General features: G+C 40.5%; 25 protein-coding genes. 18 read left to right on the top strand and 7 right to left on the bottom strand.

Annotation, left to right across the window (positions count from 1 at the left end; genetic code table 11):
• Positions 1-143 precede the first annotated feature (143 nt).
• The 7 genes from metK to SM12261_RS06125 all read left to right on the top strand — a co-directional run bounded on the left by metK (position 144) and on the right by SM12261_RS06125 (position 7922).
• Positions 144-1334, top strand: a complete 1191-nt coding sequence (metK, locus tag SM12261_RS06155) for a methionine adenosyltransferase (protein ID WP_000003942.1) — start codon at positions 144-146, stop codon at positions 1332-1334.
• Between the two features lie 87 nt (positions 1335-1421).
• Complete coding sequence (pgdA, locus tag SM12261_RS06150; protein WP_000361597.1) at positions 1422-2813, top strand: peptidoglycan-N-acetylglucosamine deacetylase PgdA; 1392 nt, start codon at positions 1422-1424, stop codon at positions 2811-2813.
• Positions 2814-2889: 76 nt separating this feature from the next.
• Positions 2890-3732: an aldo/keto reductase gene (locus SM12261_RS06145; RefSeq protein WP_000844580.1), complete on the top strand. Its 843-nt coding sequence runs from the start codon at positions 2890-2892 to the stop codon at positions 3730-3732.
• Between the two features lie 269 nt (positions 3733-4001).
• Positions 4002-4373 carry a GFA family protein gene (locus tag SM12261_RS06140; RefSeq protein ID WP_000912013.1) on the top strand — a complete coding sequence of 124 codons (372 nt, stop codon included), beginning with the start codon at positions 4002-4004 and terminating at the stop codon, positions 4371-4373.
• Between the two features lie 35 nt (positions 4374-4408).
• On the top strand, positions 4409-5326 hold the full coding sequence (gene glyQ / locus SM12261_RS06135) for a glycine--tRNA ligase subunit alpha (RefSeq protein WP_000038733.1): 918 nt from the start codon (positions 4409-4411) through the stop codon (positions 5324-5326).
• Between the two features lie 259 nt (positions 5327-5585).
• Positions 5586-7622, top strand: coding sequence for a glycine--tRNA ligase subunit beta (glyS, locus tag SM12261_RS06130; RefSeq protein ID WP_000164733.1), 2037 nt, complete (start codon positions 5586-5588; stop codon positions 7620-7622).
• A 42-nt stretch (positions 7623-7664) separates the two neighbouring features.
• On the top strand, positions 7665-7922 hold the full coding sequence (locus SM12261_RS06125; RefSeq protein WP_000371299.1) for a DUF896 family protein: 258 nt from the start codon (positions 7665-7667) through the stop codon (positions 7920-7922).
• A 219-nt stretch (positions 7923-8141) separates the two neighbouring features.
• Here SM12261_RS06125 and SM12261_RS06120 read toward each other — a convergent pair whose 3' ends face one another.
• From SM12261_RS06120 to SM12261_RS06110, 3 genes are read right to left on the bottom strand one after another with little or no spacing between them, the layout of a single operon-like run.
• Positions 8142-9380: an NAD(P)H-dependent oxidoreductase gene (locus SM12261_RS06120; RefSeq protein WP_000673651.1), complete on the bottom strand. Its 1239-nt coding sequence runs from the start codon at positions 9378-9380 to the stop codon at positions 8142-8144.
• Between the two features lie 18 nt (positions 9381-9398).
• Entirely contained in the window at positions 9399-10004 is a 606-nt protein-coding gene (locus SM12261_RS06115) for an NADPH-dependent FMN reductase (RefSeq protein WP_000915955.1), read from the bottom strand.
• 59 nt (positions 10005-10063) lie between these two features.
• Positions 10064-10987: an FAD:protein FMN transferase gene (locus SM12261_RS06110; protein WP_004238721.1), complete on the bottom strand. Its 924-nt coding sequence runs from the start codon at positions 10985-10987 to the stop codon at positions 10064-10066.
• Between the two features lie 308 nt (positions 10988-11295).
• Here SM12261_RS06110 and nox point away from each other — a divergent pair, with 308 nt between their 5' ends.
• From nox to pdxT, 3 genes are all read left to right on the top strand, one after another.
• Positions 11296-12675, top strand: coding sequence for a H2O-forming NADH oxidase (nox, locus tag SM12261_RS06105; protein WP_000036778.1), 1380 nt, complete (start codon positions 11296-11298; stop codon positions 12673-12675).
• 153 nt (positions 12676-12828) lie between these two features.
• On the top strand, positions 12829-13704 hold the full coding sequence (pdxS, locus tag SM12261_RS06100; protein ID WP_000138517.1) for a pyridoxal 5'-phosphate synthase lyase subunit PdxS: 876 nt from the start codon (positions 12829-12831) through the stop codon (positions 13702-13704).
• Positions 13705-14286 (top strand): pyridoxal 5'-phosphate synthase glutaminase subunit PdxT, encoded by a 582-nt coding sequence (pdxT, locus tag SM12261_RS06095; protein ID WP_000689951.1) that lies wholly within the window; start codon positions 13705-13707, stop codon positions 14284-14286.
• A 20-nt stretch (positions 14287-14306) separates the two neighbouring features.
• Here the strand turns inward: pdxT and trhA are convergent, their stop codons facing one another.
• Positions 14307-14954 (bottom strand): PAQR family membrane homeostasis protein TrhA, encoded by a 648-nt coding sequence (gene trhA, locus SM12261_RS06090; RefSeq protein WP_001098001.1) that lies wholly within the window; start codon positions 14952-14954, stop codon positions 14307-14309.
• Complete coding sequence (locus SM12261_RS06085) at positions 14951-15397, bottom strand: DUF1836 domain-containing protein (RefSeq protein ID WP_000858732.1); 447 nt, start codon at positions 15395-15397, stop codon at positions 14951-14953. The genes trhA and SM12261_RS06085 overlap by 4 nt, the downstream gene beginning before the upstream one ends.
• 134 nt (positions 15398-15531) lie before the next feature.
• Here SM12261_RS06085 and SM12261_RS06080 point away from each other — a divergent pair, with 134 nt between their 5' ends.
• The 7 genes from SM12261_RS06080 (at position 15532) to trxB (ending at position 19884) form a co-directional block, all read left to right on the top strand.
• Positions 15532-16026 (top strand): GNAT family N-acetyltransferase, encoded by a 495-nt coding sequence (locus tag SM12261_RS06080; RefSeq protein WP_000405856.1) that lies wholly within the window; start codon positions 15532-15534, stop codon positions 16024-16026.
• Positions 16026-16535, top strand: a complete 510-nt coding sequence (locus SM12261_RS06075) for a methylated-DNA--[protein]-cysteine S-methyltransferase (RefSeq protein WP_001171156.1) — start codon at positions 16026-16028, stop codon at positions 16533-16535. The genes SM12261_RS06080 and SM12261_RS06075 overlap by 1 nt, the downstream gene beginning before the upstream one ends.
• A gap of 12 nt (positions 16536-16547) precedes the next feature.
• Positions 16548-16904, top strand: a complete 357-nt coding sequence (locus SM12261_RS06070; protein ID WP_000889083.1) for an arsenate reductase family protein — start codon at positions 16548-16550, stop codon at positions 16902-16904.
• 157 nt (positions 16905-17061) lie between these two features.
• Entirely contained in the window at positions 17062-17862 is an 801-nt protein-coding gene (locus SM12261_RS06065; RefSeq protein WP_001103445.1) for an amino acid ABC transporter permease, read from the top strand.
• Entirely contained in the window at positions 17862-18605 is a 744-nt protein-coding gene (locus SM12261_RS06060) for an amino acid ABC transporter ATP-binding protein (protein ID WP_000590982.1), read from the top strand. The genes SM12261_RS06065 and SM12261_RS06060 overlap by 1 nt, the downstream gene beginning before the upstream one ends.
• Positions 18606-18682: 77 nt before the next feature.
• Positions 18683-18907 (top strand): DUF4059 family protein, encoded by a 225-nt coding sequence (locus tag SM12261_RS06055; RefSeq protein ID WP_000926599.1) that lies wholly within the window; start codon positions 18683-18685, stop codon positions 18905-18907.
• A 65-nt stretch (positions 18908-18972) separates the two neighbouring features.
• A complete protein-coding gene (gene trxB / locus SM12261_RS06050; RefSeq protein ID WP_000272298.1) occupies positions 18973-19884 on the top strand; it encodes a thioredoxin-disulfide reductase in 912 nt (303 codons plus the stop codon).
• A 39-nt stretch (positions 19885-19923) separates the two neighbouring features.
• Here trxB and rlmB read toward each other — a convergent pair whose 3' ends face one another.
• Both rlmB and def read right to left on the bottom strand, forming a co-directional pair.
• On the bottom strand, positions 19924-20652 hold the full coding sequence (gene rlmB / locus SM12261_RS06045) for a 23S rRNA (guanosine(2251)-2'-O)-methyltransferase RlmB (protein WP_000855747.1): 729 nt from the start codon (positions 20650-20652) through the stop codon (positions 19924-19926).
• Positions 20653-20696: 44 nt separating this feature from the next.
• Positions 20697-21308 carry a peptide deformylase gene (gene def / locus SM12261_RS06040; RefSeq protein WP_001272937.1) on the bottom strand — a complete coding sequence of 204 codons (612 nt, stop codon included), beginning with the start codon at positions 21306-21308 and terminating at the stop codon, positions 20697-20699.
• A 174-nt stretch (positions 21309-21482) separates the two neighbouring features.
• Here def and SM12261_RS06035 point away from each other — a divergent pair, with 174 nt between their 5' ends.
• Positions 21483-22808, top strand: a complete 1326-nt coding sequence (locus SM12261_RS06035; RefSeq protein ID WP_001189732.1) for a CapA family protein — start codon at positions 21483-21485, stop codon at positions 22806-22808.
• Positions 22809-22824: the final 16 nt, after the last annotated feature.

The following is a 22824-nucleotide window of genomic DNA, read 5'->3' as shown; positions in this document are numbered from 1 at the left end:
ATGCGGTCACCCTATGCGCCTTACTAGCTTCAGAAATAAAAAAGTATCGTTTTTATTTCTTACGCGTTGTAACTCTTAGAAAATGAAAATACCTATCAGTACTTTGTAACTCTATAACACTATTTTTAAGGGGGGACATTTTTATGTCAGAACGTAAATTATTCACGTCTGAATCTGTATCTGAGGGGCATCCAGATAAGATTGCAGACCAAATTTCGGATGCGATTTTGGATGCTATTTTAGCTAAAGATCCAGAGGCGCACGTTGCTGCTGAGACAGCTGTATATACTGGTTCAGTCCATGTTTTTGGTGAAATATCTACAAATGCTTATGTGGATATTAACCGTGTGGTTCGTGATACCATTGCAGAGATTGGCTACACTAATACAGAATATGGTTTTTCTGCTGAGACTGTAGGAGTACATCCATCTTTGGTGGAACAATCTCCTGACATTGCCCAAGGTGTTAACGAAGCCTTGGAGGTTCGTGGAAATGCAGATCAAGATCCGCTGGACTTAATTGGTGCTGGAGACCAAGGTCTCATGTTTGGCTTTGCAGTGGATGAAACAGAAGAGCTCATGCCTTTGCCAATTTCACTCAGTCATAAATTGGTTCGTCGTCTGGCAGAACTTCGTAAGTCTGGGGAAATTAGCTATCTTCGCCCAGATGCTAAATCACAAGTTACGGTTGAGTATGATGAAAATGACCGTCCAGTACGTGTGGACACAGTTGTTATTTCAACTCAGCACGATCCAGAAGTCAGCAACGAACAAATTCACAATGATGTCATTAATAAGGTTATCAAAGAGGTTATTCCAGCCTCTTACTTGGATGAGCAAACCAAATTCTTCATCAATCCTACTGGTCGTTTTGTAATCGGTGGACCGCAAGGGGACTCAGGTTTGACTGGTCGTAAGATCATCGTAGATACTTATGGTGGCTACTCTCGTCACGGTGGTGGTGCCTTCTCTGGTAAAGATGCGACTAAGGTGGACCGTTCAGCCTCTTATGCGGCTCGTTATATTGCCAAGAATATCGTTGCAGCAGGCCTTGCTAAGAAAGCAGAAGTGCAATTGGCCTATGCCATCGGTGTTGCGCAGCCTGTCTCTGTTCGTATCGATACCTTTGGTACAGGAACAGTAGCCGAAAGCAAGCTTGAAAAAGCAGCCCGTCAAATCTTTGACCTTCGCCCTGCAGGAATTATCCAAATGCTGGACCTCAAGCGTCCAATTTACCGTCAAACAGCGGCTTATGGACACATGGGACGTACAGATATTGACCTTCCATGGGAACGTTTGGACAAGGTAGATGCTTTGAAAGAAGCAGTAAAATAAGATTTTAAGAGGGAGTTCCCCTCTTTTTAATATACTATTTCCTCTAAAATAATTGAAATTATAGCCTGAATTTGATATGATATCTCTATGGATAAAAGTAGAGCAAAACGTGTTGAGCACGATAAAAAGAGAATCGGTTTAATAGCCCTGGTAGCTATCTTTTCGGTAAGTATTTGTGTCCTTGGTTCAATGATTGGATACAAAGTATATACAAAGCAAAGTTTCGAACAAAAAATTGAGTCTTTAAAAAATGATAAAGATAATCAATTGAGTGAGGGAAATCAGAAAGATCATTTTCGTAAGGGACAAGCCGAAGTAATTGCCTATTATCCTCTCCAAGGGGAGCAAGTGATTTCGTCTATAAAGGGAATCATGACACAGGATATTAAAGACAATCTAGAGGATAAGGAAAATCTGGTTTTTTATTATACGGAGAAACAGGATTCAACTTTAAAAGGGATTGTCAACCGAAGTGTGGTGAAACAAGTCTATGATTTAACTTCTTCAAAAGTTGAAGAGACTGAAAAAACTAGTCTGGCAAAAGTACATTTGACAGAAGATGGTAAACCTTTTACACTTGATCAATTATTTTCAGATGCTAGTAAGGCCAAAGAGAAACTGATAAAAGAACTGACTTCTTTTTTACAGGATAAGAAATTGGAGCAAGAAAAGATTGATCAAGTTGTTAAAGGTTTCTCTGACCAAGACTTGTCTGCATGGAATTTTGATTACAAGGATAGTCAGATTATCCTTTATCCAAGTCAGTCAGTTGAAAATCTAGACGAGATTGCCTTGCCAGTATCTAGTTTCTTTGAAGTTATTCAGTCCTCTTATTTATTAGATAAGGATGCAGAGCTATATAAGGCTTATTATGAAAAGAAAAATCGTAAAGTAGTGGCCCTGACTTTTGATGATGGACCAAATCCTGCAACGACAAATCAAGCATTAGATACTCTTTCCAAGTATGGTATCAAGGCAACTTTCTTTGTGCTAGGTAAGAATGTTTCTGGAAATGAAGAGATTTTGAAACGCATGAAATCGGATGGACATGTCATTGGAAACCATAGTTGGAGTCATCCAGTGCTTTCAAAACTTTCCCTTGATGAAGCTAAAAAACAAATTACTGATACTGAGGATGCGCTAACTAAGGTGCTGGGTTCTAGTTCTAAACTTATGCGTCCACCTTATGGGGCTATTACAGATGACATTCGCAATAGTCTCGATTTGAGCTTTATTATGTGGGATGTAGATAGTCTGGACTGGAAGAGTAAAAATGAAGCATCTATTTTGACAGAAATTCAGCGTGAAGTCAAGAATGGTTCTATTATTCTCATGCATGATATCCATGTTGAGACAGTGAATGCTTTACCCAAGGTCATTGACTATTTGAAAGGTCAGGGTTATGACTTTGTGACAATTCCAGATTTGTTAGACTCTCGTCTTAAAGCTCATCAGATCTATTACGACCGCAATCAATAATACACAAAATCTAAAGAGAAAAGTTTTCCTTGAAAATTTGGCTCTTTGGATTTTCTTCTCATAGAAAGGAAAAATAATGAAATCTTATACTTTAAACAATGGTGTTACAATTCCAGTACTGGGATTTGGAACCTGGAAAGCTGAAAATGGAGAGATTGCATATCAAGCTGTACTAGAGGCTTTAAAGGCAGGCTATCGCCATATCGATACGGCAGCTATTTATAAAAATGAAGAAAGCGTTGGTCGTGCCATTCAAGATAGTGGAGTTCTGCGTGAGGAAATTTTTGTAACCAGCAAACTCTGGAATACAAATCATAGCTATGAGCAAGCTCGTCAGGCTTTTGAAGAGTCTTTAGAGAAGCTGGGCTTGGAATATTTGGATTTGTATTTGATTCATTGGCCAAATCCAAAACCGCTCAGAGAAAATAACCACTGGAAAATCCGAAATTCAGAAGTTTGGAGAGCGATGGAAGACATCTATCAAGAAGGCAAAATCCGTGCTATCGGTGTTAGTAATTTCCTTCCCCATCATTTGGATGCCTTGCTTGAAACAGCAAAAATTCTTCCAGCGGTCAATCAAGTTCGTTTGGCTCCAGGTGTGTATCAAGAGGAAGTCGTAGATTACTGTCGAGAAAAAGGAATCTTATTGGAAGCTTGGGGCCCTTTTGGTCAGGGAGAACTGTTTGATAGCAAGCAAGTGCAAGAAATCGCGTTAAATCACGGTAAATCGGTTGCTCAGATAGCCTTGGCCTGGAGCTTAGCAGAAGGATTTTTACCACTTCCAAAATCTGTCACAGCTTCTCGTATTCAGGCTAATCTTGATTGCTTTGGAATTGAACTGAGTCATAAGGAATGTGAAACCTTAAAAACAATTGTTGTTCAGTCTGGTGCTCCACGAGTTGATGATATGGATTTCTAGAAAATCATAAAAAGAATTGTACATTGTGCTAATTTTTGATATAATAGTCAGCAGGAAAGAAAGTCTTATGGCGTTCTTCAAGCGAACTTGGGATAGTGGGAGCCAAGTAGGGCAAAATAAAGAACTGGCGCTTTCTGTAATATTTTTAAAAACAAATGAAGTAATAAATTAGGGTGGAACCGCGTTTCTGACGCCCCTAGTCGCAAGGCTTGGGTGTTGAAATTCGGTTCTTTTTGAATTCGTCTAATGCCTAAGTAGAAAGGAGCATAATGCTTAAAGGATCTTGTTTATGTAAAGCAGTGACCTACACTCTAGATGAGGAATTATCGGAATTAGTTTTTTGTCATTGCTCATTTTGTCGGAAAGCAACTGCGTCTGCCTATACAGTTAATGCTAAAGTTAGCAGTGAAAAGCTAGTATTGCATGGAAAAGAAAAGCTTGTTTCCTATAGTTCTTCTCCAGGAAAACAGCGTTATTACTGCCAGAACTGTCATAGTCAAATTTTCACTGTTCAAGAAAATATACCAGAAGTCTGTGCTTTGAAATTAGGTACAATAGATGAAAGCGATCAGAATTTACAAACTGTTCCTAAACGTCATATTTTTCAGGACCCAGCCTTTTCTTGGTTGCTTGAAAAATAAATCTAAGAAGATAATATAAATTAAAGGAGTATTCAATGTCTAAGAAATTAACATTTCAAGAAATTATTTTGACTTTGCAACAATTTTGGAATGACCAAGGTTGTATGCTTATGCAGGCTTATGATAATGAAAAAGGTGCGGGAACAATGAGTCCTTACACTTTCCTTCGCGCTATCGGACCTGAGCCATGGAATGCGGCTTATGTAGAGCCATCACGTCGTCCTGCTGACGGTCGTTACGGAGAAAATCCTAACCGTCTTTACCAACACCACCAATTCCAGGTGGTCATGAAGCCATCTCCATCAAACATCCAAGAACTTTACCTTGAGTCTTTGGAAAAATTGGGAATCAATCCTTTGGAGCACGACATCCGTTTTGTTGAGGATAACTGGGAAAACCCATCAACTGGTTCAGCTGGTCTTGGTTGGGAAGTTTGGCTTGACGGTATGGAAATCACTCAGTTCACTTATTTCCAACAAGTTGGTGGATTGGCAACTGGCCCTGTGACTGCGGAAGTTACCTATGGTTTGGAGCGTTTGGCTTCTTACATCCAGGAAGTAGACTCTGTCTATGATATCGAGTGGGCTGATGGTGTAAAATACGGAGAAATCTTCATCCAGCCTGAGTACGAGCACTCAAAATATTCATTTGAAATTTCTGATCAAGAAATGTTGTTGGAAAACTTTGATAAGTTTGAAAAAGAAGCTGGTCGTGCCTTGGAAGAAGGATTGGTGCACCCTGCCTATGACTATGTTCTCAAATGTTCACATACCTTTAACCTACTTGATGCGCGTGGTGCGGTATCTGTAACAGAGCGCGCAGGCTATATCGCTCGTATCCGTAACTTGGCCCGTGTCGTAGCTAAAACCTTTGTCGCAGAACGAAAACGCCTAGGCTACCCACTTTTGGATGAAGCAACACGAGCTAAACTCTTAGCAGAAGACGCAGAATAGTGAGTAATATTGTGCTCTAAAATCGTTAGAGGCAAGTCGAAGACTTGCTAGAGGGATATGCACCGCCGTACTGTTATGTGGGGATTTTTGAAACCTTAGGTTCAAAAATTAGTCAGCTAAATCCACTTTGATGAGACTGTTGGAAATCTTGATCAATTTAGTATTAGATTTCCATACAGACTCACAAAGTTAGTTAGCGACGTCCCCAGTACCTAAGGTGCATATCAAAAAAGATTGAAGAAAATGTAAAGGAAAAAACATGACAAAAAACTTATTAGTAGAACTCGGTCTTGAAGAATTACCAGCCTATGTTGTCACACCAAGTGAAAAACAACTTGGCGAAAAAATGGCAGCCTTCCTCAAGGAAAACCGCCTGTCTTTTGAAGCTATTCAGACCTTCTCAACACCACGTCGTTTGGCTGTTCGTGTAACTGGTCTTGCAGACAAACAGGCTGATTTGACAGAAGATTTTAAGGGGCCAGCAAAGAAAATTGCCTTGGATAGTGATGGAAACTTCACCAAAGCAGCTCAAGGATTTGTTCGTGGAAAAGGATTGACTGTTGAAGATATCGAATTCCGTGAAATCAAGGGTGAAGAATATGTCTATGTTACCAAGGAAGAAATTGGTCAAGCAGTTGAAGCCATTGTTCCTGGTGTTGTAGATGTCTTGAAGTCCTTGACTTTCCCTGTCAGCATGCATTGGGCTAACAACACCTTTGAATACATCCGCCCTGTTCACACTTTAACTGTTCTTTTAGATGAAGAAGAGTTTGACTTGGATTTTCTTGATATTAAGGGTGATCGTGTGAGCCGTGGTCATCGTTTCTTGGGACAAGAAACTAAGATTCAGTCAGCATTGAGCTACGAAGAAGACCTTCGTAAGCAGTTTGTAATCGCGGATCCTCGTGAACGTGAGCAAATGATTGTTGACCAAATCAAAGCAATCGAAACTGAGCATGGTGTACATATCGAAATTGATGCGGACTTGCTTAATGAAGTCTTGAACTTGGTTGAATACCCAACTGCCTTTATGGGAAGTTTTGATGCCAAATACCTTGAAGTTCCAGAAGAAGTTTTGGTGACTTCGATGAAGGAACACCAACGGTACTTTGTTGTCCGTGATCAAGATGGTAAACTCTTGCCAAACTTCATTTCTGTTCGTAATGGAAACGCAGATCATTTGGAAAATGTCATCAAAGGAAATGAAAAAGTCTTGGTAGCTCGCTTGGAAGACGGAGAATTCTTCTGGCGTGAAGACCAAAAATTGGTGATTTCAGATCTTGTTGAAAAATTAAACAATGTAACCTTCCATGAGAAAATTGGTTCCCTTCGTGAACACATGATTCGTACTGGTCAGATTGCTATTCTCTTGGCAGAAAAAGCTGGTTTGTCAGCGGATGAAACGATTGACCTAGCCCGTGCAGCAGCCATTTACAAGTTTGACTTGTTGACAGGTATGGTTGGTGAGTTTGACGAACTCCAAGGAATTATGGGTGAAAAATATGCCCTTCTTGCTGGGGAAACTCCAGCGGTAGCAGCTGCTATTCGTGAACACTACATGCCTACTTCAGCTGAAGGAGAACTTCCAGAGAGCAAGGTCGGCGCAGTGCTTGCCATTGCAGACAAATTGGATACGATTTTGAGCTTCTTCTCAGTAGGTTTGATTCCATCAGGGTCTAATGACCCTTATGCTCTTCGTCGTGCAACTCAAGGTGTAGTTCGTATCTTGGATGCTTTTGGTTGGCACATTGCTATGGATGAGCTGATCGATAGCCTTTATGCTTTAACATTTGATAGCTTGACTTATGAAAATAAGGCAGAGGTTATGGATTTTATCAAGGCTCGTGTTGATAAGATGATGGGTTCTACTCCAAAAGATATAAAGGAAGCCGTTCTTGCAGGTTCAAACTTTGTTGTGGCGGATATGTTGGAAGCAGCAAGTGCTCTTGTAGAAGCAAGTAAGGAAGAAGATTTCAAACCATCTGTTGAATCACTTTCTCGTGCCTTTAACTTGGCTGATAAGGCAGAAGGAGTTGTTGCAGTTGATTCAGCACTCTTTGAAAATGACCAAGAAAAAGCCTTGGCAGAAGCAGTAGAATCACTCGTTTTATCAGGTACTGCCAGTCAGCAATTGAAACAACTTTTTGCTCTTAGCCCAGTTATTGATTCTTTCTTTGAAAATACTATGGTTATGGCCGAAGATCAGGCTGTCCGTCAAAATCGTTTGGCAATCTTGTCTCATTTAACTCAAAAAGCAGCTAAGCTTGCTCGTTTTAACCAAATTAACACTAAATAAAATTTGATAAACGGACTTTATCTTATCACAAAGGAGAGAAACATGGATCCTAAAAAAATTGATCGTATTAACGAGCTTGCCAAAAAGAAAAAAACAGAAGGCTTGACACCAGAAGAAAAAGTTGAACAAGCCAAACTACGTGAGGAGTACATCGAAGGGTACCGTCGCACTGTTCGTCACCACATCGAAGGGATCAAAATTGTGGACGAAGAAGGAAACGATGTTACACCAGAGAAACTACGTCAAGTTCAACGTGAAAAAGGGTTACATGGTCGTAGTCTCGATGATCCAAATTCATAATAATACTCTTCGAAAATCTCTTCAAACCACGTCAGCTTCACCTTGCCGTACTCAAGTACAGCCTGCGGCTAGCTTCCTAGTTTGCTCTTTGATTTTCATTGAGTATAAATATTCTTTCTTTTAACAAAGATAGATGAAATAATACCAAAAGACTAGCAGTTTTTGTCTGCTAGTCTTTTTTCGCTAAAAAAGGAACCAATATGGTTCCCAGAACTATTATTAGTTACTTGCGCCAGATGTAGCGTCTGCGCCACCACCGTGACCTCCAGCATCACCTGCATCAGAAGCTCCAGATGTGGCATCTGCGCCACCGTGGCCTCCGGCAGGAGCTGCAGCATTTCCACCAACTAGACGTTGACCAGTTGTATTGAGGTACCAGTCAAGCCATGGTTGGAAATTAAAGATGATTTCATTGATTCCAGCATATGAACCATCTGGATAGTACATTGCTTGGTAATTATGGGTATTAATAACGCCTTCTGGTGTTCCTGGCACAATTGTACGGACATATTCTTGATCCCCGTTACGCAGTACGCCAACAACCCATTCAACGTTTTTCATTCGAGAATCTGGCAATGAACCGTGTACAGTTCCTAAACGGTTTCCTGATTGAGCACGTACACGTTTACCAAACATTGTATTTGGATCTTGGTGTGCGTTATTAAAGTACAAGAACTGGTTATTATCATCTGCAAATGTCAACTCAAATGGCATTGCTTTCAAGAACATGTCAATTTGGTTAACTGTCAAGATACCATGGTCTAATTTAACGTAAGTATCTCCAGAAACAGCTCCAACAAGTTCAGCTGCTTTTTCTACCCATTCAGGATCGTCTGGATCAACACCTTGAATGGTAGTTGCAATTGAATTTGTACAATATAAATCTTCTGGTGCAATTGGTTTTGGTTTTTTCAATTTTGAAACGACTCCCACATATTTTACAAAGTTGTCCAAGCATGTTTCAAGGAAATTAATAGTTCCTTCATTTGTGATATTGCCCTCTGCGTCAAATGCTTCTTTGGCTTTACCAAGAAGGAATTCATTTCCTGGAAGTGTGTAGGCATTGACACCTGGAGCGTCAAGAATCTTACGAAGGTGAACTTGGGCACGAGAAGTACCTTGGTCGTAGTAAGAAGCTCCCACAATCATGACTGGTTTGTTTTCAAATGGATGAACTTCGTATGAAAGCCATTCAAGAACAGATTTAAGAGAAGCTGAGATTGTGTGGTTGTGCTCAGGAGTAGCGATAATGACACCATCAGCACGAGTAATTCTGTTATACAAGAGACGCAATTGGAAACTTTCATCCCATTTTTCGTCTTGGTTAAACATTGGAACTTCGTCAATTTCGAGAACTTCTAATTCAAATTTGAGTTTGAAGTGACGACGGATGAATTCCAAGAGTTTACGGTTATATGATTGATCGTAGTTTGATCCTACAAGTCCAACAAATTTCATTCTTTTTGGTCTCCTATCTTACAAATTTTCCCAGTCAAATTCTTCAGCATCTTTGCGAAGTAAGGCTTGTGCGTTGCGCAATTTTTCTGTAATTTTTACAAAGATACGGAAGTCGTCAAAAGTAGCATCCAGTTTTTTAATAACATCAAGATCTACTAGATCTCCACTTGGATTAAAGGCTTGAAGAGAATGTGAAAGCAAGAATTCATCAGGAAGGACACTTGCTTTGATTTCTGGTGCGTTTAAGATTTGGCGAAGTTGCATTTGAGCACGTGATGAACCAAGCGTACCGTAAGAAGCACCTGTAATCATGATTGGTTTGTTCAAGAGTGGGTAAATACCATAAGACAACCAAGCAAGAGCGCTCATCAAAACAGCTGGGATAGAGTGGTCGTACTCAGGAGTACCGATAATAACGCCATCTGCCTCTTCAATTTTAGCAGCAATTTCTAAAATTTCAACAGGTACTTGCTTGTCGGCTGGTTTATTGAAGACAGGAATGTCTTTAATTTCAACAAGTTCAATTTCAGCTTTTTCAGCAAAATGTTTTTGCATGTATTGAAGCAATTGGCGGTTTGTAGAACGTTTTGAATTTGTTCCAACAATAGCAATAAGTTTTAACATGAGATTTCCTTTCTCTTTTTACATAATACGATTTTAAAACTCCATTGAAATATCTATTTCTATAGAGTTGGAATTCCTGAAGAACAGCTTAGGTGACCTTCCTTATCGATGAGGATAGCTTCGATGCCCTCCAAACTTTCGACTTGCCAGAGGATAGAAGCAGGTCTTTCTCCAAATAGACGAGTTGTCCAGATTTCACCATCAACTGATTTATCAGAGATGATTGTTAGACTAGCTAGTTCCGTTTCAACAGGATATCCTGTTTGGCTGTCAAAAATATGATGGTAATCTTTTCCATCGACAGTCAGGTGACGTTCATAAATGCCTGAAGTCACGACAGATTTATTGACAACAGGGATGGTCATTAAGTGATTTCCCCTAGGATTGGCTGGGTCTTGAATCCCAATTTGCCAAGGGTGATCCCCTCTTGCCTGATTTTTTCCAATGGTCAGGATATTCCCTCCCAGATTGATTAAGGCAGATGTTACTCCCTCTTCTCTCAGAAATTGGGCAACTTTATCCGCACTATAACCCTTGGCTAAACAACCAAGATCGATCTTCATTCCTTTTTGTTTTAAAAACACAGTGGAAGTGGACGAATCTAACTCGATATAATGAGGATTGATTAAAGGTAGCACCGATTCAATTTCTTGAGGCTGGGCGACCTTGGCATCTGAAAAACCGATACGCCAGGTTTGAATCAAGGGACCAATGCTGATGTTGAGATGACTAGAGGGCGCTAGGCTATGCTCTAATCCAAGTGAAATCAATTCAAACAAATCAGGATGAACTTTGACTGGAGCTATTCCAGCTTGATAATTGATTTCCATCAACTCAGATTCTTGACTATTGGCATTGAAGCGGTATTCAAGCTCTCTGAGTAAATCAAAGGATTTCTGGATCAAGCTATCGGCTCGCTCATCTACTAATGAAATAGTGATAGTAGTCCCCATTAGCCGTTCGGAATGTGAACTAAGAGGCAAGCTACCAACTCCTTTCTTTTATGAAAAGAAGACTGAAATATAGTAAATTTATATTAAGTTTAACCCCTTACATTTTCTTTTCATGATACTAGCATACCATAAAGTCAGCGTTTTCACAAATAAAATTTGTAAACTTGTCAAGAAATATGCTCAGAAAATAAAGAGTAATTGTAAGAAAGACTGATAAAATACAGATTATTTACATTTTTTTACAAAAAAAACGGGAAAATTAGCAAAACTCTTGTAAACGCTAACAGTAAATGTTATACTAGAGGGGTAAATTTAAAATTGAAGGTAGGAATTTTTCTATGAGTAAAATCGTTGTAGTTGGTGCTAACCACGCTGGTACAGCATGTATTAACACTATGTTGGATAACTTTGGAAATGAGAACGAAATCGTTGTATTTGACCAAAACTCTAACATTTCTTTCCTAGGATGTGGAATGGCCCTCTGGATTGGTGAACAAATTGACGGTGCTGAAGGCTTGTTCTATTCTGATAAAGAAAAATTGGAAGCTAAAGGTGCTAAGGTATACATGAATTCACCAGTTCTTTCAATAGACTATGATAACAAAGTAGTTACAGCGGAAGTTGAAGGAAAAGAGCACAAAGAATCATATGAAAAATTGATTTTCGCTACAGGTTCTACACCAATCTTGCCACCAATCGAAGGTGTTGAAATTGTTAAAGGAAACCGTGAATTTAAAGCAACTCTTGAAAACGTACAATTTGTGAAATTGTACCAAAACGCTGAAGAAGTGATTCACAAATTGTCTGATAAGAGTCAACACCTTGACCGAATCGCCGTTGTTGGTGGTGGTTATATCGGTGTTGAACTTGCTGAAGCCTTTGAACGTCTTGGAAAAGAAGTTGTCCTTGTTGATATCGTTGATACTGTTTTGAACGGTTACTATGACAAAGACTTCACACAAATGATGGCGAAGAACTTGGAAGACCACAACATCCGCTTGGCGCTTGGTCAAACTGTTAAAGCAATCGAGGGTGACGGTAAAGTTGAACGCTTGATTACTGATAAAGAAACTTTTGATGTGGATATGGTTATCCTTGCAGTTGGTTTCCGTCCAAACACAGCCCTTGCTGATGGAAAAATTGAACTATTCCGTAACGGTGCCTTCCTTGTAGACAAAAAACAAGAAACATCTATCCCAGGCGTTTACGCAGTAGGTGACTGTGCGACTGTTTATGACAACGCTCGTAAAGACACTAGCTACATTGCGCTTGCTTCAAACGCTGTTCGTACTGGTATCGTTGGTGCATATAACGCATGTGGACATGAATTGGAAGGAATCGGTGTTCAAGGATCAAACGGTATCTCAATCTACGGTCTTCACATGGTTTCAACTGGTTTGACTCTTGAAAAAGCTAAAGCTGCTGGTTACAATGCAACTGAAACAGGCTTTAACGATCTTCAAAAACCAGAATTCATGAAACATGATAACCATGAAGTAGCCATCAAGATTGTCTTTGACAAAGATAGCCGTGAAATTCTTGGTGCACAAATGGTTTCACGCGATTCTGCAATCAGCATGGGAATCCACATGTTCTCACTTGCTATCCAAGAACATGTGACAATTGATAAATTGGCATTGACAGACCTATTCTTCTTGCCACACTTCAACAAACCATATAACTACATCACAATGGCTGCCCTTACAGCTGAAAAATAAAATTTGATGAACTATCTGGCCTTAAGCTAAGGTCAGATAGTTTTTTTAGCCAATCTGTACCCACACAATTACGTTTTTTTTATCTTGTACTTCATTTTAATCTAACTTAAAATGAAATGGTAGCTACCAATATAAATAATGAGGATAAAATAAATGACTGAAAATCGTTATGAACTAAATAAAAACTTGGCACAGATGCTCAAAGGTGGGGTTATCATGGACGTTCAGAATCCTGAACAGGCCCGCATTGCAGAAGCTGCTGGTGCGGCTGCTGTTATGGCCTTGGAGCGGATTCCAGCTGATATCCGTGCAGCTGGTGGTGTTTCCCGTATGAGTGATCCAAAGATGATTAAGGAAATCCAAGAAGCGGTTAGTATTCCAGTAATGGCCAAGGTCAGAATCGGGCATTTTGTTGAAGCTCAGATTTTAGAGGCTATTGAGATTGACTATATCGATGAGAGTGAAGTTTTATCTCCAGCAGACGACCGTTTCCATGTGGACAAAAAAGAATTCCAAGTTCCTTTTGTCTGTGGGGCTAAGGATTTGGGGGAAGCCTTGCGTCGTATCGCTGAAGGTGCTTCTATGATTCGTACCAAAGGAGAACCGGGTACGGGGGATATCGTCCAAGCTGTTCGTCATATGCGTATGATGAATCAGGAAATTCGCCGTATTCAAAACTTACGAGAGGACGAACTTTATGTTGCTGCTAAGGACTTGCAGGTACCTGTAGAATTGGTTCAATACGTCCATGAACATGGAAAATTGCCAGTTGTAAACTTTGCGGCTGGAGGCGTTGCAACGCCAGCAGATGCTGCGTTGATGATGCAATTAGGGGCAGAGGGTGTCTTTGTCGGTTCAGGTATTTTCAAGTCAGGAGATCCTGTTAAACGAGCGAGTGCCATTGTCAAAGCGGTAACTAACTTCCGTAATCCTCAAATCCTAGCTCAAATCTCTGAAGATCTAGGCGAAGCCATGGTTGGTATTAATGAAAATGAAATTCAAATTCTCATGGCAGAGCGAGGAAAATAGATGAAAATCGGAATATTGGCCTTGCAAGGGGCCTTTGCAGAACATGCAAAAGTGCTAGATCGATTAGGTGTCGAGAGTGTTGAAATCAGAAATTTAGAAGATTTTCAGAAACATCAGAGTGATTTGTCGGGTTTGATATTACCTGGTGGGGAATCTACAACCATGGGCAAGCTCTTACGTGAGCAGGACATGCTGATTCCCATTCGAGAAGCCATTCTATCTGGTTTACCAGCCTTTGGAACCTGTGCAGGCTTGATTTTGCTGGCTAAAGAAATTACTTCTCAGGAAGAGAGTCATCTAGGAACTATGGATATGGTGGTCGAGCGCAATGCCTATGGGCGCCAACTAGGAAGTTTCTATACGGAAGCAGAATGTAAGGGAGTCGGTCAGATTCCAATGACCTTTATTCGTGGTCCAATTATCACTAGTGTTGGAGAGGGTGTAGAAATTCTAGCAACAGTTGATAATCAAATCGTTGCAGCCCAAGAAAAAAATATGTTTGTAACTTCTTTTCATCCAGAATTGACTGATGATGTGCGCTTGCACCAGTACTTTATCAATATGTGTAAAGAAAAAAGTTGAGATTGAATTTCTCAACTTTTTTACATGTAATAAACAATGGCAATGTATTGGAGGGCAGACGCAACTAGGATAAAAAGATGCCAAATCATGTGGAAATAAGGTTTCTTCTTGGCGTAAAATCCAGCTCCAACTGTATAACATAGTCCGCCAGTTACCATGAGACTCCAGAAAATTGGTGTCGTTTGACTGATAATGGCAGGAATGATAGCTAGAACCAACCAGCCCATAATCAGGTAAAGTGCAAGGCTAAATTTCTCATTGACTTTTTTAGCAAAGATTTTATAGAGAATACCAAAGATGGTCGTTCCCCACTGGATAGCAATAATCAGATAGCCAAACCAGTTATTCATCAAAGTCAGTACGACAGGTGTATAAGAGCCAGCAATAGCAACATAAATCATAGAATGGTCAATGATTCGCAAGACATATTTGTGGGTCGAACCATAGGCCATAGAGTGATAAATGGTGGATGATAGGAACATGAGAAAGAGACTAATAACGAAAATGGAAACGCCGATAGAGGATAAAAATCCGTGTGTCTCATAACTATAGGTTGATGAAATAGGCAGTAAGATGAGCATGATGACTGCACCTACGGCATGGGTCACACTATTAGCAATCTCTTCTCCGAAACTGAGTTGTTTGCTGAGTTTAAGACTAGTGTTCATTGGATTACCTCCTCTTGAGTATGATCGATTAAGGCTAGGGTTTGATGATAGAGTTTAACGGTTTGGCAGCTGGTTTGGATAATGGGGTTAGCTGGGTCAATTCCTTGGTTCATGTAGTCCACAAAAGCATCGTAGAGTTGGTCTGAACTTGCTTGAGTTTGGAGAGTATTAAGTGTCTGAGCTATTTCTTGAATAGAGAATACCGACTTGAGGGTTGTGATAGCAATCAGACGGGCAATCTGTTGGCGTTGGTATTTTTTCTTGTCAGGCTTTGTTAGGTAACCATGTTTCACATAATTGTTGACCATGGATGCTGTCAGGCCCTTGTCTTTATCAGGAGAGATAGGGGAGCAGACCTGATTGACATAGAGCAAAACCTGGTCCAGATAGAGGTCAATATTTGGGATTTCTGCCCATTTTGGGTAGGAAAAGGTAGTTTTCATTTTCAACTCCTTTTTATCTAGTTTTAATAACTAGATTATAAAATAATAGAAATAGAAAGTCAAGTTTTAACTGCTTGTAGAAAGACTTAAATTATGCTATGATGGGAGAAACTAGTCAGAAATGAGGAGAAAAGATGGAAATTCGTTTAGCTTTTCCAAATGAAGTAGATACCATCATGCAGGTGATGGAGGATGCTAAAAAATGTTTAGCAGATGCTGGTAGTGACCAGTGGCAAAATGGTTATCCAAATGCTGATATTATTATTGAGGATATTATCTCAGGTCAAGCCTATGTAGCCTTGGAAGAGGGAGAATTACTAGCTTATGCAGCTGTGACCAAGAGTCCAGAGGCAGCCTATGAAGCCATTTATGAAGGAAACTGGCAAGCTGGGGAGTCAGAGTACCTAGTCTTTCACCGTATTGCTGTGGCAGCAGATGTACAGGGACAGGGCGTTGCTCAAACCTTCTTAGAGGGCTTGATTGAAGGTTTTGACTATCTAGATTTTCGCTCAGATACGCATGTTGCAAACAAGGTCATGCAGCATATTTTTGAAAAACTTGGTTTTAAACAGGTTGGTAAAGTGCCTGTTGATGGCGAACGCTTGGCCTATCAAAAATTAAAGAAATAATGCAAAAGATGTACGTAAAAATGCTCTACTTTTCGCCAATAGGAACCTTGTCTTTGGTTGCCGACGAGCAATATCTGTATGGCATTTGGGTGCAGGAGCAGAAGCATTTTGAGAGAGGACTAGGAGATGAGACGATAGAAGCAGTTGTTAGTCATCCAATTTTAGATCCAGTTATTGCTTGCTTAGATGATTACTTTAAAGGCAAGTCTCAGGATTTATCCGACTTGCCCTTGGCTCCAATCGGAACGGATTTTGAAAAGCGAGTTTGGTCCTATCTACAGGGAATTCCTTATGGTCAGACAGTGACCTATGGACAAATAGCCCAAGAGCTACAAGTGGCTTCTGCTCAAGCAATTGGTGGAGCGATAGGACGCAATCCGTGGTCTATCCTAGTACCTTGTCATCGGGTGCTGGGAGCTGGCAAGCGTCTGACAGGTTATGCTGCAGGAGTGGAAAAGAAAGCTTGGCTCTTGGAGCATGAAGGCGCAGATTTTAAAGATATAAAATAGAAAGTGAAAGACATGTTAGAATTTATCGAATATCCAAAATGTTCAACTTGTAAAAAAGCAAAACAAGAATTAAACCAACTCGGTGTGGACTATAAAGCCATCCATATCGTTGAAGAAACACCTAGCCAAGAAGTCATTTTAAACTGGCTAGAAACCTCGGGTTTTGAGTTGAAGCAATTTTTCAACACCAGTGGGATCAAATACCGTGAATTGGGGCTGAAAGATAAGGTAGGAAGTCTGTCAAACCAAGAAGCAGCTGAGTTGCTAGCAAGCGACGGTATGTTGTTAAAACGCCCCATTTTAGTAGAAAATGGAACTGTTAAGCAAATCGGTTATCGAAAAGCTTATGAAGAATTGGGATTGAAATAGTTTTTATCTATCTCTTTGATAGATAAAATATATAACCTCCCTGTTTCAAAGTATGATAAACTAGTAGGTAGACAAAGTCTGTACCTGACCGTAGCAAATAATTTCATTGACGGCAAAAGTATGGTAGAATGAATCATTATCAGGAGAGGATGTTTTTATGAATGTTACAACGATTTTAGCATCAGATTGGTACCAAAACTTGATGCAATTGATTCCGGATGGCAAGCTTTTTAGCTTGCGTTCGGTCTTTGATGGAATCCCGAGAATTGTCCAACAACTTCCAATAACGATTATGTTGACCATTGGTGGTGCTCTTTTTGGCTTGGTTTTGGCGCTTCTTTTTGCCATTGTGAAGATCAATCGTGTCAAAATTTTATACCCCTTGCAGGCCTTCTTTGTTAGCTTCTTAAAAGGGACACCGATTTTGGTGCAACTCATGTTGACCTACTACGGAATTCCTTTGGCTTTGAAAGCTCTCAATCAGCAATGGGGAACTGGTTTCAATATCAATGCGATTCCAGCCGCTGCTTTTGCAATTGTCGCCTTTGCCTTTAATGAAGCAGCTTATGCTAGTGAAACCATTCGTGCAGCCATTCTCTCAGTCAATCCTGGTGAGATTGAGGCGGCACGCAGTCTGGGGATGACCCGAGCGCAAGTTTATCGTCGCGTGATTATTCCAAATGCGGCCGTTGTGGCGACTCCAACCTTAATCAATTCCCTAATCGGCTTGACCAAAGGAACTTCTCTAGCCTTTAGTGCGGGTGTTGTGGAAGTCTTTGCCCAAGCTCAGATTTTGGGTGGAGCTGATTACCGCTACTTTGAACGCTTTATCTCCGTTGCCCTTGTTTATTGGGTAGTCAATATCGGAATTGAAAGCCTTGGTCGTTTCATCGAGAGAAAAATGGCTATTTCTGCACCCGATACAGTGCAAACAGATGTGAAAGGAGACCTTCGTTAATGATTAAGATTTCGAATTTAAGCAAATCCTTTTCAGGACAGACTGTCTTGGATCATCTGAACTTGGATATTCAAAAAGGGGAAGTTGTAGCCTTGATTGGTTCTTCAGGAGCTGGAAAATCAACCTTCCTTCGTAGTCTCAATTATCTTGAAACACCTGACAGTGGCTCTATTCAGATTGATGATTTCTCAGTTGATTTTTCTAAAATCACTCAAGAAGAAATCCTTGCCCTACGCCGTAAGTTGTCTATGGTTTTCCAACAGTTTAATTTGTTTGAACGCCGAACAGCACTTGATAATGTGAAAGAAGGCTTGGTTGTTGTCAAGAAATTATCCGACCAAGAAGCAACCAAGATTGCCAAGGAAGAGTTGGCTAAGGTTGGGCTTTCAGACCGTGAAAACCATTATCCTCGCCATTTATCAGGTGGACAGAAGCAACGGGTTGCCCTAGCGCGTGCACTTGCGATGAAACCAGATGTCTTGCTCTTAGACGAACCAACTTCAGCCCTTGATCCAGAATTGGTCGGCGAAGTAGAAAAGTCTATTGCAGATGCTGCTAAGTCAGGTCAAACCATGATTTTGGTTAGTCATGACATGTCCTTTGTAGCTCAAGTTGCGGATAAGATTCTCTTCCTAGATAAGGGGAAAATCATTGAGTCTGGAACACCGGATGAGATTATCCACCATCCTAAAGAAGAGCGAACAAAAGAATTCTTCGCTAGTTACAAACGGACTTATATTTGATATAATAGATAAAGAAAAACTCAGTTAGCTGGACTAGCTGAGTTTACTCTTTAAAAAAGATAGAAATGAGAGAAATCATGCTACTGCAACTATTTTCTTTATATTTCGAGAGTTTGATCTTGACCACCATCCTCGTCCTGATTTTTTTAGGGATTTGGATTGGACTGAGAGCCATGTCGGGAGTTGATAAGACAGCCAAGGCTCGCCAAGCCCATCTCTATGATATGATTATGATTGGTGTTTTGGTTGTTCCAGTATTATCCTTTGCGGTTATGAGTTTAATTCTTGTTTTCAAGGCATAATCCTTGCGTGATTGACAAGAAAGAGTTAGAATAAAGATAGTTACAACAAGAAAGAAGGAAACTATATGTACGATACTATTATTATCGGTGCTGGACCTGCAGGTATGACTGCAGCCTTGTATGCTGCTCGAAGCAATCTGAAAGTAGCCTTGATTGAAGGTGGTCTGCCAGGTGGTCAGATGAATAATACATCTGATATTGAAAATTACCCTGGATACGCTAATATTAGTGGGCCAGAATTGGCAGAAAAGATGTTTGAACCGCTTGAAAATCTTGGTGTTGAGCACATTTATGGTTATGTTGAAAATGTCGAAGACCATGGTGATTTTAAGAAAGTGATGACTGATGACCAAACATATGAAACTCGTACCGTTATCGTAGCGACTGGCTCTAAACACCGTCCTTTGGGAGTACCTGGAGAAGAAGAACTGAACAGTCGTGGTGTTTCTTACTGTGCCGTGTGTGATGGTGCTTTCTTCCGTGACCAAGATTTGTTGGTAGTTGGTGGCGGAGATTCAGCTGTCGAAGAAGCCCTCTTCTTGACTCGTTTTGCTAAGACTGTTACCATTGTTCACCGTCGTGACCAACTTCGTGCCCAAAAGGTTTTACAAGACCGCGCCTTTGCGAATGAGAAAATCAGCTTTATCTGGGATTCTGTAGTGAAGGAAATCAAGGGAGAAAACCGAGTAGAATCTGTCGTCTTTGAAAATGTGAAAACAGGTCAAGTGACAGAGCAAGCCTTCGGTGGCGTCTTTATCTATGTTGGATTAGACCCTCTTAGCGATTTTGTTAAAGAATTGAATATTCAAGATCAGGCTGGCTGGATTGTGACAGACAACCACATGAAAACTGCAGTTGATGGTATCTTCGCAGTTGGAGATGTTCGCTTGAAAGACCTTCGCCAAGTGACAACAGCAGTTGGAGATGGCGCTATCGCAGGTCAAGAAGCTTACAAGTTTATTACAGAACATAGTTAATCATAAAAAAGTTTCCAATCAGATGACTGGAAACTTTTTTTATAGTCTATTTCGGAAAACTTCGTACATGAGAATGGCTGCAGCAACACTGGCATTAAGGCTTTGAACATGTCCATTCATGGGAATAGTAATCATTTCATCGACCTGTTTTTTGATGTTGGTAGAGATGCCTTTTCCTTCATTTCCGATGATGAGGGCGATTTTTCCTTTTGTATTCCACTTATGGCAAGGAGTACCGTTCATATCTGTTCCAAAGGTCCAGAAGCCTTCACCCTTGAGTTTGTCTAGAGTTTGGCTCAGATTGGTTACGCGGGCAATTGGAACGTGTTCAATAGCACCTGTGGCCGTTTTGGCAACGACAGGAGTAACTCCGACAGCACGGTGCTTGGGAATGATGACACCTGAAACGTTGGTCGCATCAGCTGTTCTCAAGATGGAACCTAGATTATGAGGGTCAGTTAACCCATCCAGAATCAATAGAAGTGGATTTTCTTCTTGGCGTGTTTTGGCAAGGATTTGGTCCAGTTCGCTATAGGCAAATTCGGATACTCGTAGAACGAAACCTTGGTGGACAGCACCTTCAGTCATCTCAGAGAGGGATTTTTTTGAAGTCCAAGAAATGGATACTTTTTTTTCTGTAGCCAGTTCCTTGACTTTCTCAACATTCTTACCTCGGAGATCTTCTTGGAGGTAAAGTTTGTTCCCTGTGTTTGCAAGGAGGGCTTCGGTAACGGCGTGGACGCCATAGACAATATCATTTGTTTTCATGCCTCTATTATAACACAAAACCCCGTCTTGCAACGGGATTTTATTTATTCAAGAATCAGTAGACCATCTTTAACTTCAAATGGGTCTTTTTCATTGATACGATCGTAAAACATGATTCCGTTGATGTGGTCAATTTCATGCTGAACAACGATGGAGTTGTAGCCTTTGAGCTTGATACGGTGTTTTTCGCCGTCCTTGTCAAAGTAGTCAACAGTAACGCGAGCATGGCGAACAACATAGCCAGGCACATTGCGGTCAACAGAGAGGCAACCTTCTCCTTCGCCAAGAGCAGCGTCTTGAACAGAGTGAGAGACGATTTTTGGATTGTACATAATGGCTTGTAAGTCGTAGGCTTCCTGCGGAGTTTCACCTTCTTCAACAATGTTTGGTACCAAAACAGCGATAATACGTTTTGAGATATCTAATTGAGGAGCAGCAAGTCCAACACCACCTCGGAGCCCCATCTTTTCAGCCATGACAGGATCTTGGGAATGTTTGAGGAATTGCATCATCTTTTCACCGAGAATGATTTCCTGGTCAGACAAGGGGAAAGTGACTTCCTCAGCAACCGCGCGTAGAGTTGGATTTCCCTCGCGGATAATATCTTTCATATCAATTAAGTGAGCAGCTTTTGTAATACGTTCTATTGCAGACATTTTCTCTCCTTTCATTACCTCTACATGATATCACAAAATGACAAGGATTGAAAGTATTACAGCCTTTAGGATTTATAGAAAATAGATAGGAAGTTCAATTCAATTGTGAAAGAAATACTTATCTGTGATATAATAAAAAGAAAAGGCTTGCATTAGAAAGTAGGGAGAATGAAGATGCAAAGAAGACAAGATAGACATAAACGTGGACCAGTTTTTCATTTTGTGAGAGGCTTTGTAAACTTTTTTAGGAGTTATCGCAAGTGGAGCAATAAGGGATTTGTGGCGATACTCTTGCTAGCAGTTGCTTTATCAATGGGCTTGGTCTTGTTGTTTGAAAGCTTCCAAGGAATCCCCTTAACCAGTCAAAAAAAGGATGCCATTTCTCAAGAAGCAAATAAGACCAATCAAAATACTAAAGATCAGGAAGAGGAAAAAACTGCTAGAATTATGGCCAATGGGGACCTCCTTTATCATATTCCTATTTATCGTTCGGCTTTAAAAGAAGATGGGACCTATGATTTTCATGAGAATTTTGATTATGTGAAACCATGGCTCAAACAAGCAGACCTAATTATAGGTGATTTTGAAGGTACTGTGAACAAGGACCACTATTTGGCAGGTTATCCCCTATTTAATGCACCTGGTGAAGTTATGGATGCCATCAAGGATGCCGGTTATCAAGTGCTAGACTTGGCGCATAACCATATCCTAGATTCACAAATAGAAGGTGTGGTTTCAACAGCAGATGCTATTGAGAAGGCAGGAATGACACCTATTGGAGTGTATACGCATGAGTCACGTGATCAAGCTCCACTGGTTATCAAGGAAGTGAACGGCATCAAGGTTGCACTTTTAGCCTATTCTTATGGTTTTAATGGAATTGAGCAAAGTATTTCTCAAGAAGACTATAACCGCTATCTTTCAGACCTAAATGAAGACAAGATGAAGGCTGAAATTGAACGAGCAGAGAAGGAAGCAGATATCACCATTATCATGCCTCAGATGGGTGTGGAGTATCGCTTGGAACCAACTGAAGAACAAAAGGCTCTTTATCACAAGATGATCGATTGGGGAGCGGATATTATCTTTGGAGGGCACCCTCACGTAGTTGAACCATCTGAAACGGTTGAAAAAGATGGGGACAAGAAACTCATTATCTATTCAATGGGGAACTTCATTTCCAATCAACGAATTGAAACCATGCAAGATGAAGAGAATGCTAAGTGGACAGAGCGCGGCGTGCTCATGGATGTGACTATTAAGAAAAAAGCCGGTAAGACGACAATCGAAACTGCAAAAGCGCATCCTTCTTGGGTAAACCGTACACCAAAAGGAACCTATTCTCCAGAAGGTTATCCACTATTCCTATACCAAACTTATATCTTAGAAGATTTTATCGAGGGTGGTAGTCATCGTGACCAGTTAGATGAAGCGACTAAGGAACGAATTGATACAGCCTACAAAGAAATGAACGAACATGTGGGATTGAAGTGGGACTAGCTTGAATCCAGAGGAA

This window comes from Streptococcus mitis NCTC 12261, assembly GCF_000148585.2.
Taxonomy (GTDB): Bacteria; Bacillota; Bacilli; order Lactobacillales; family Streptococcaceae; genus Streptococcus; species Streptococcus mitis.
Note: the sequence above shows the minus strand (reverse complement) of the source record. Positions and strands in the feature narration are given on the sequence as shown.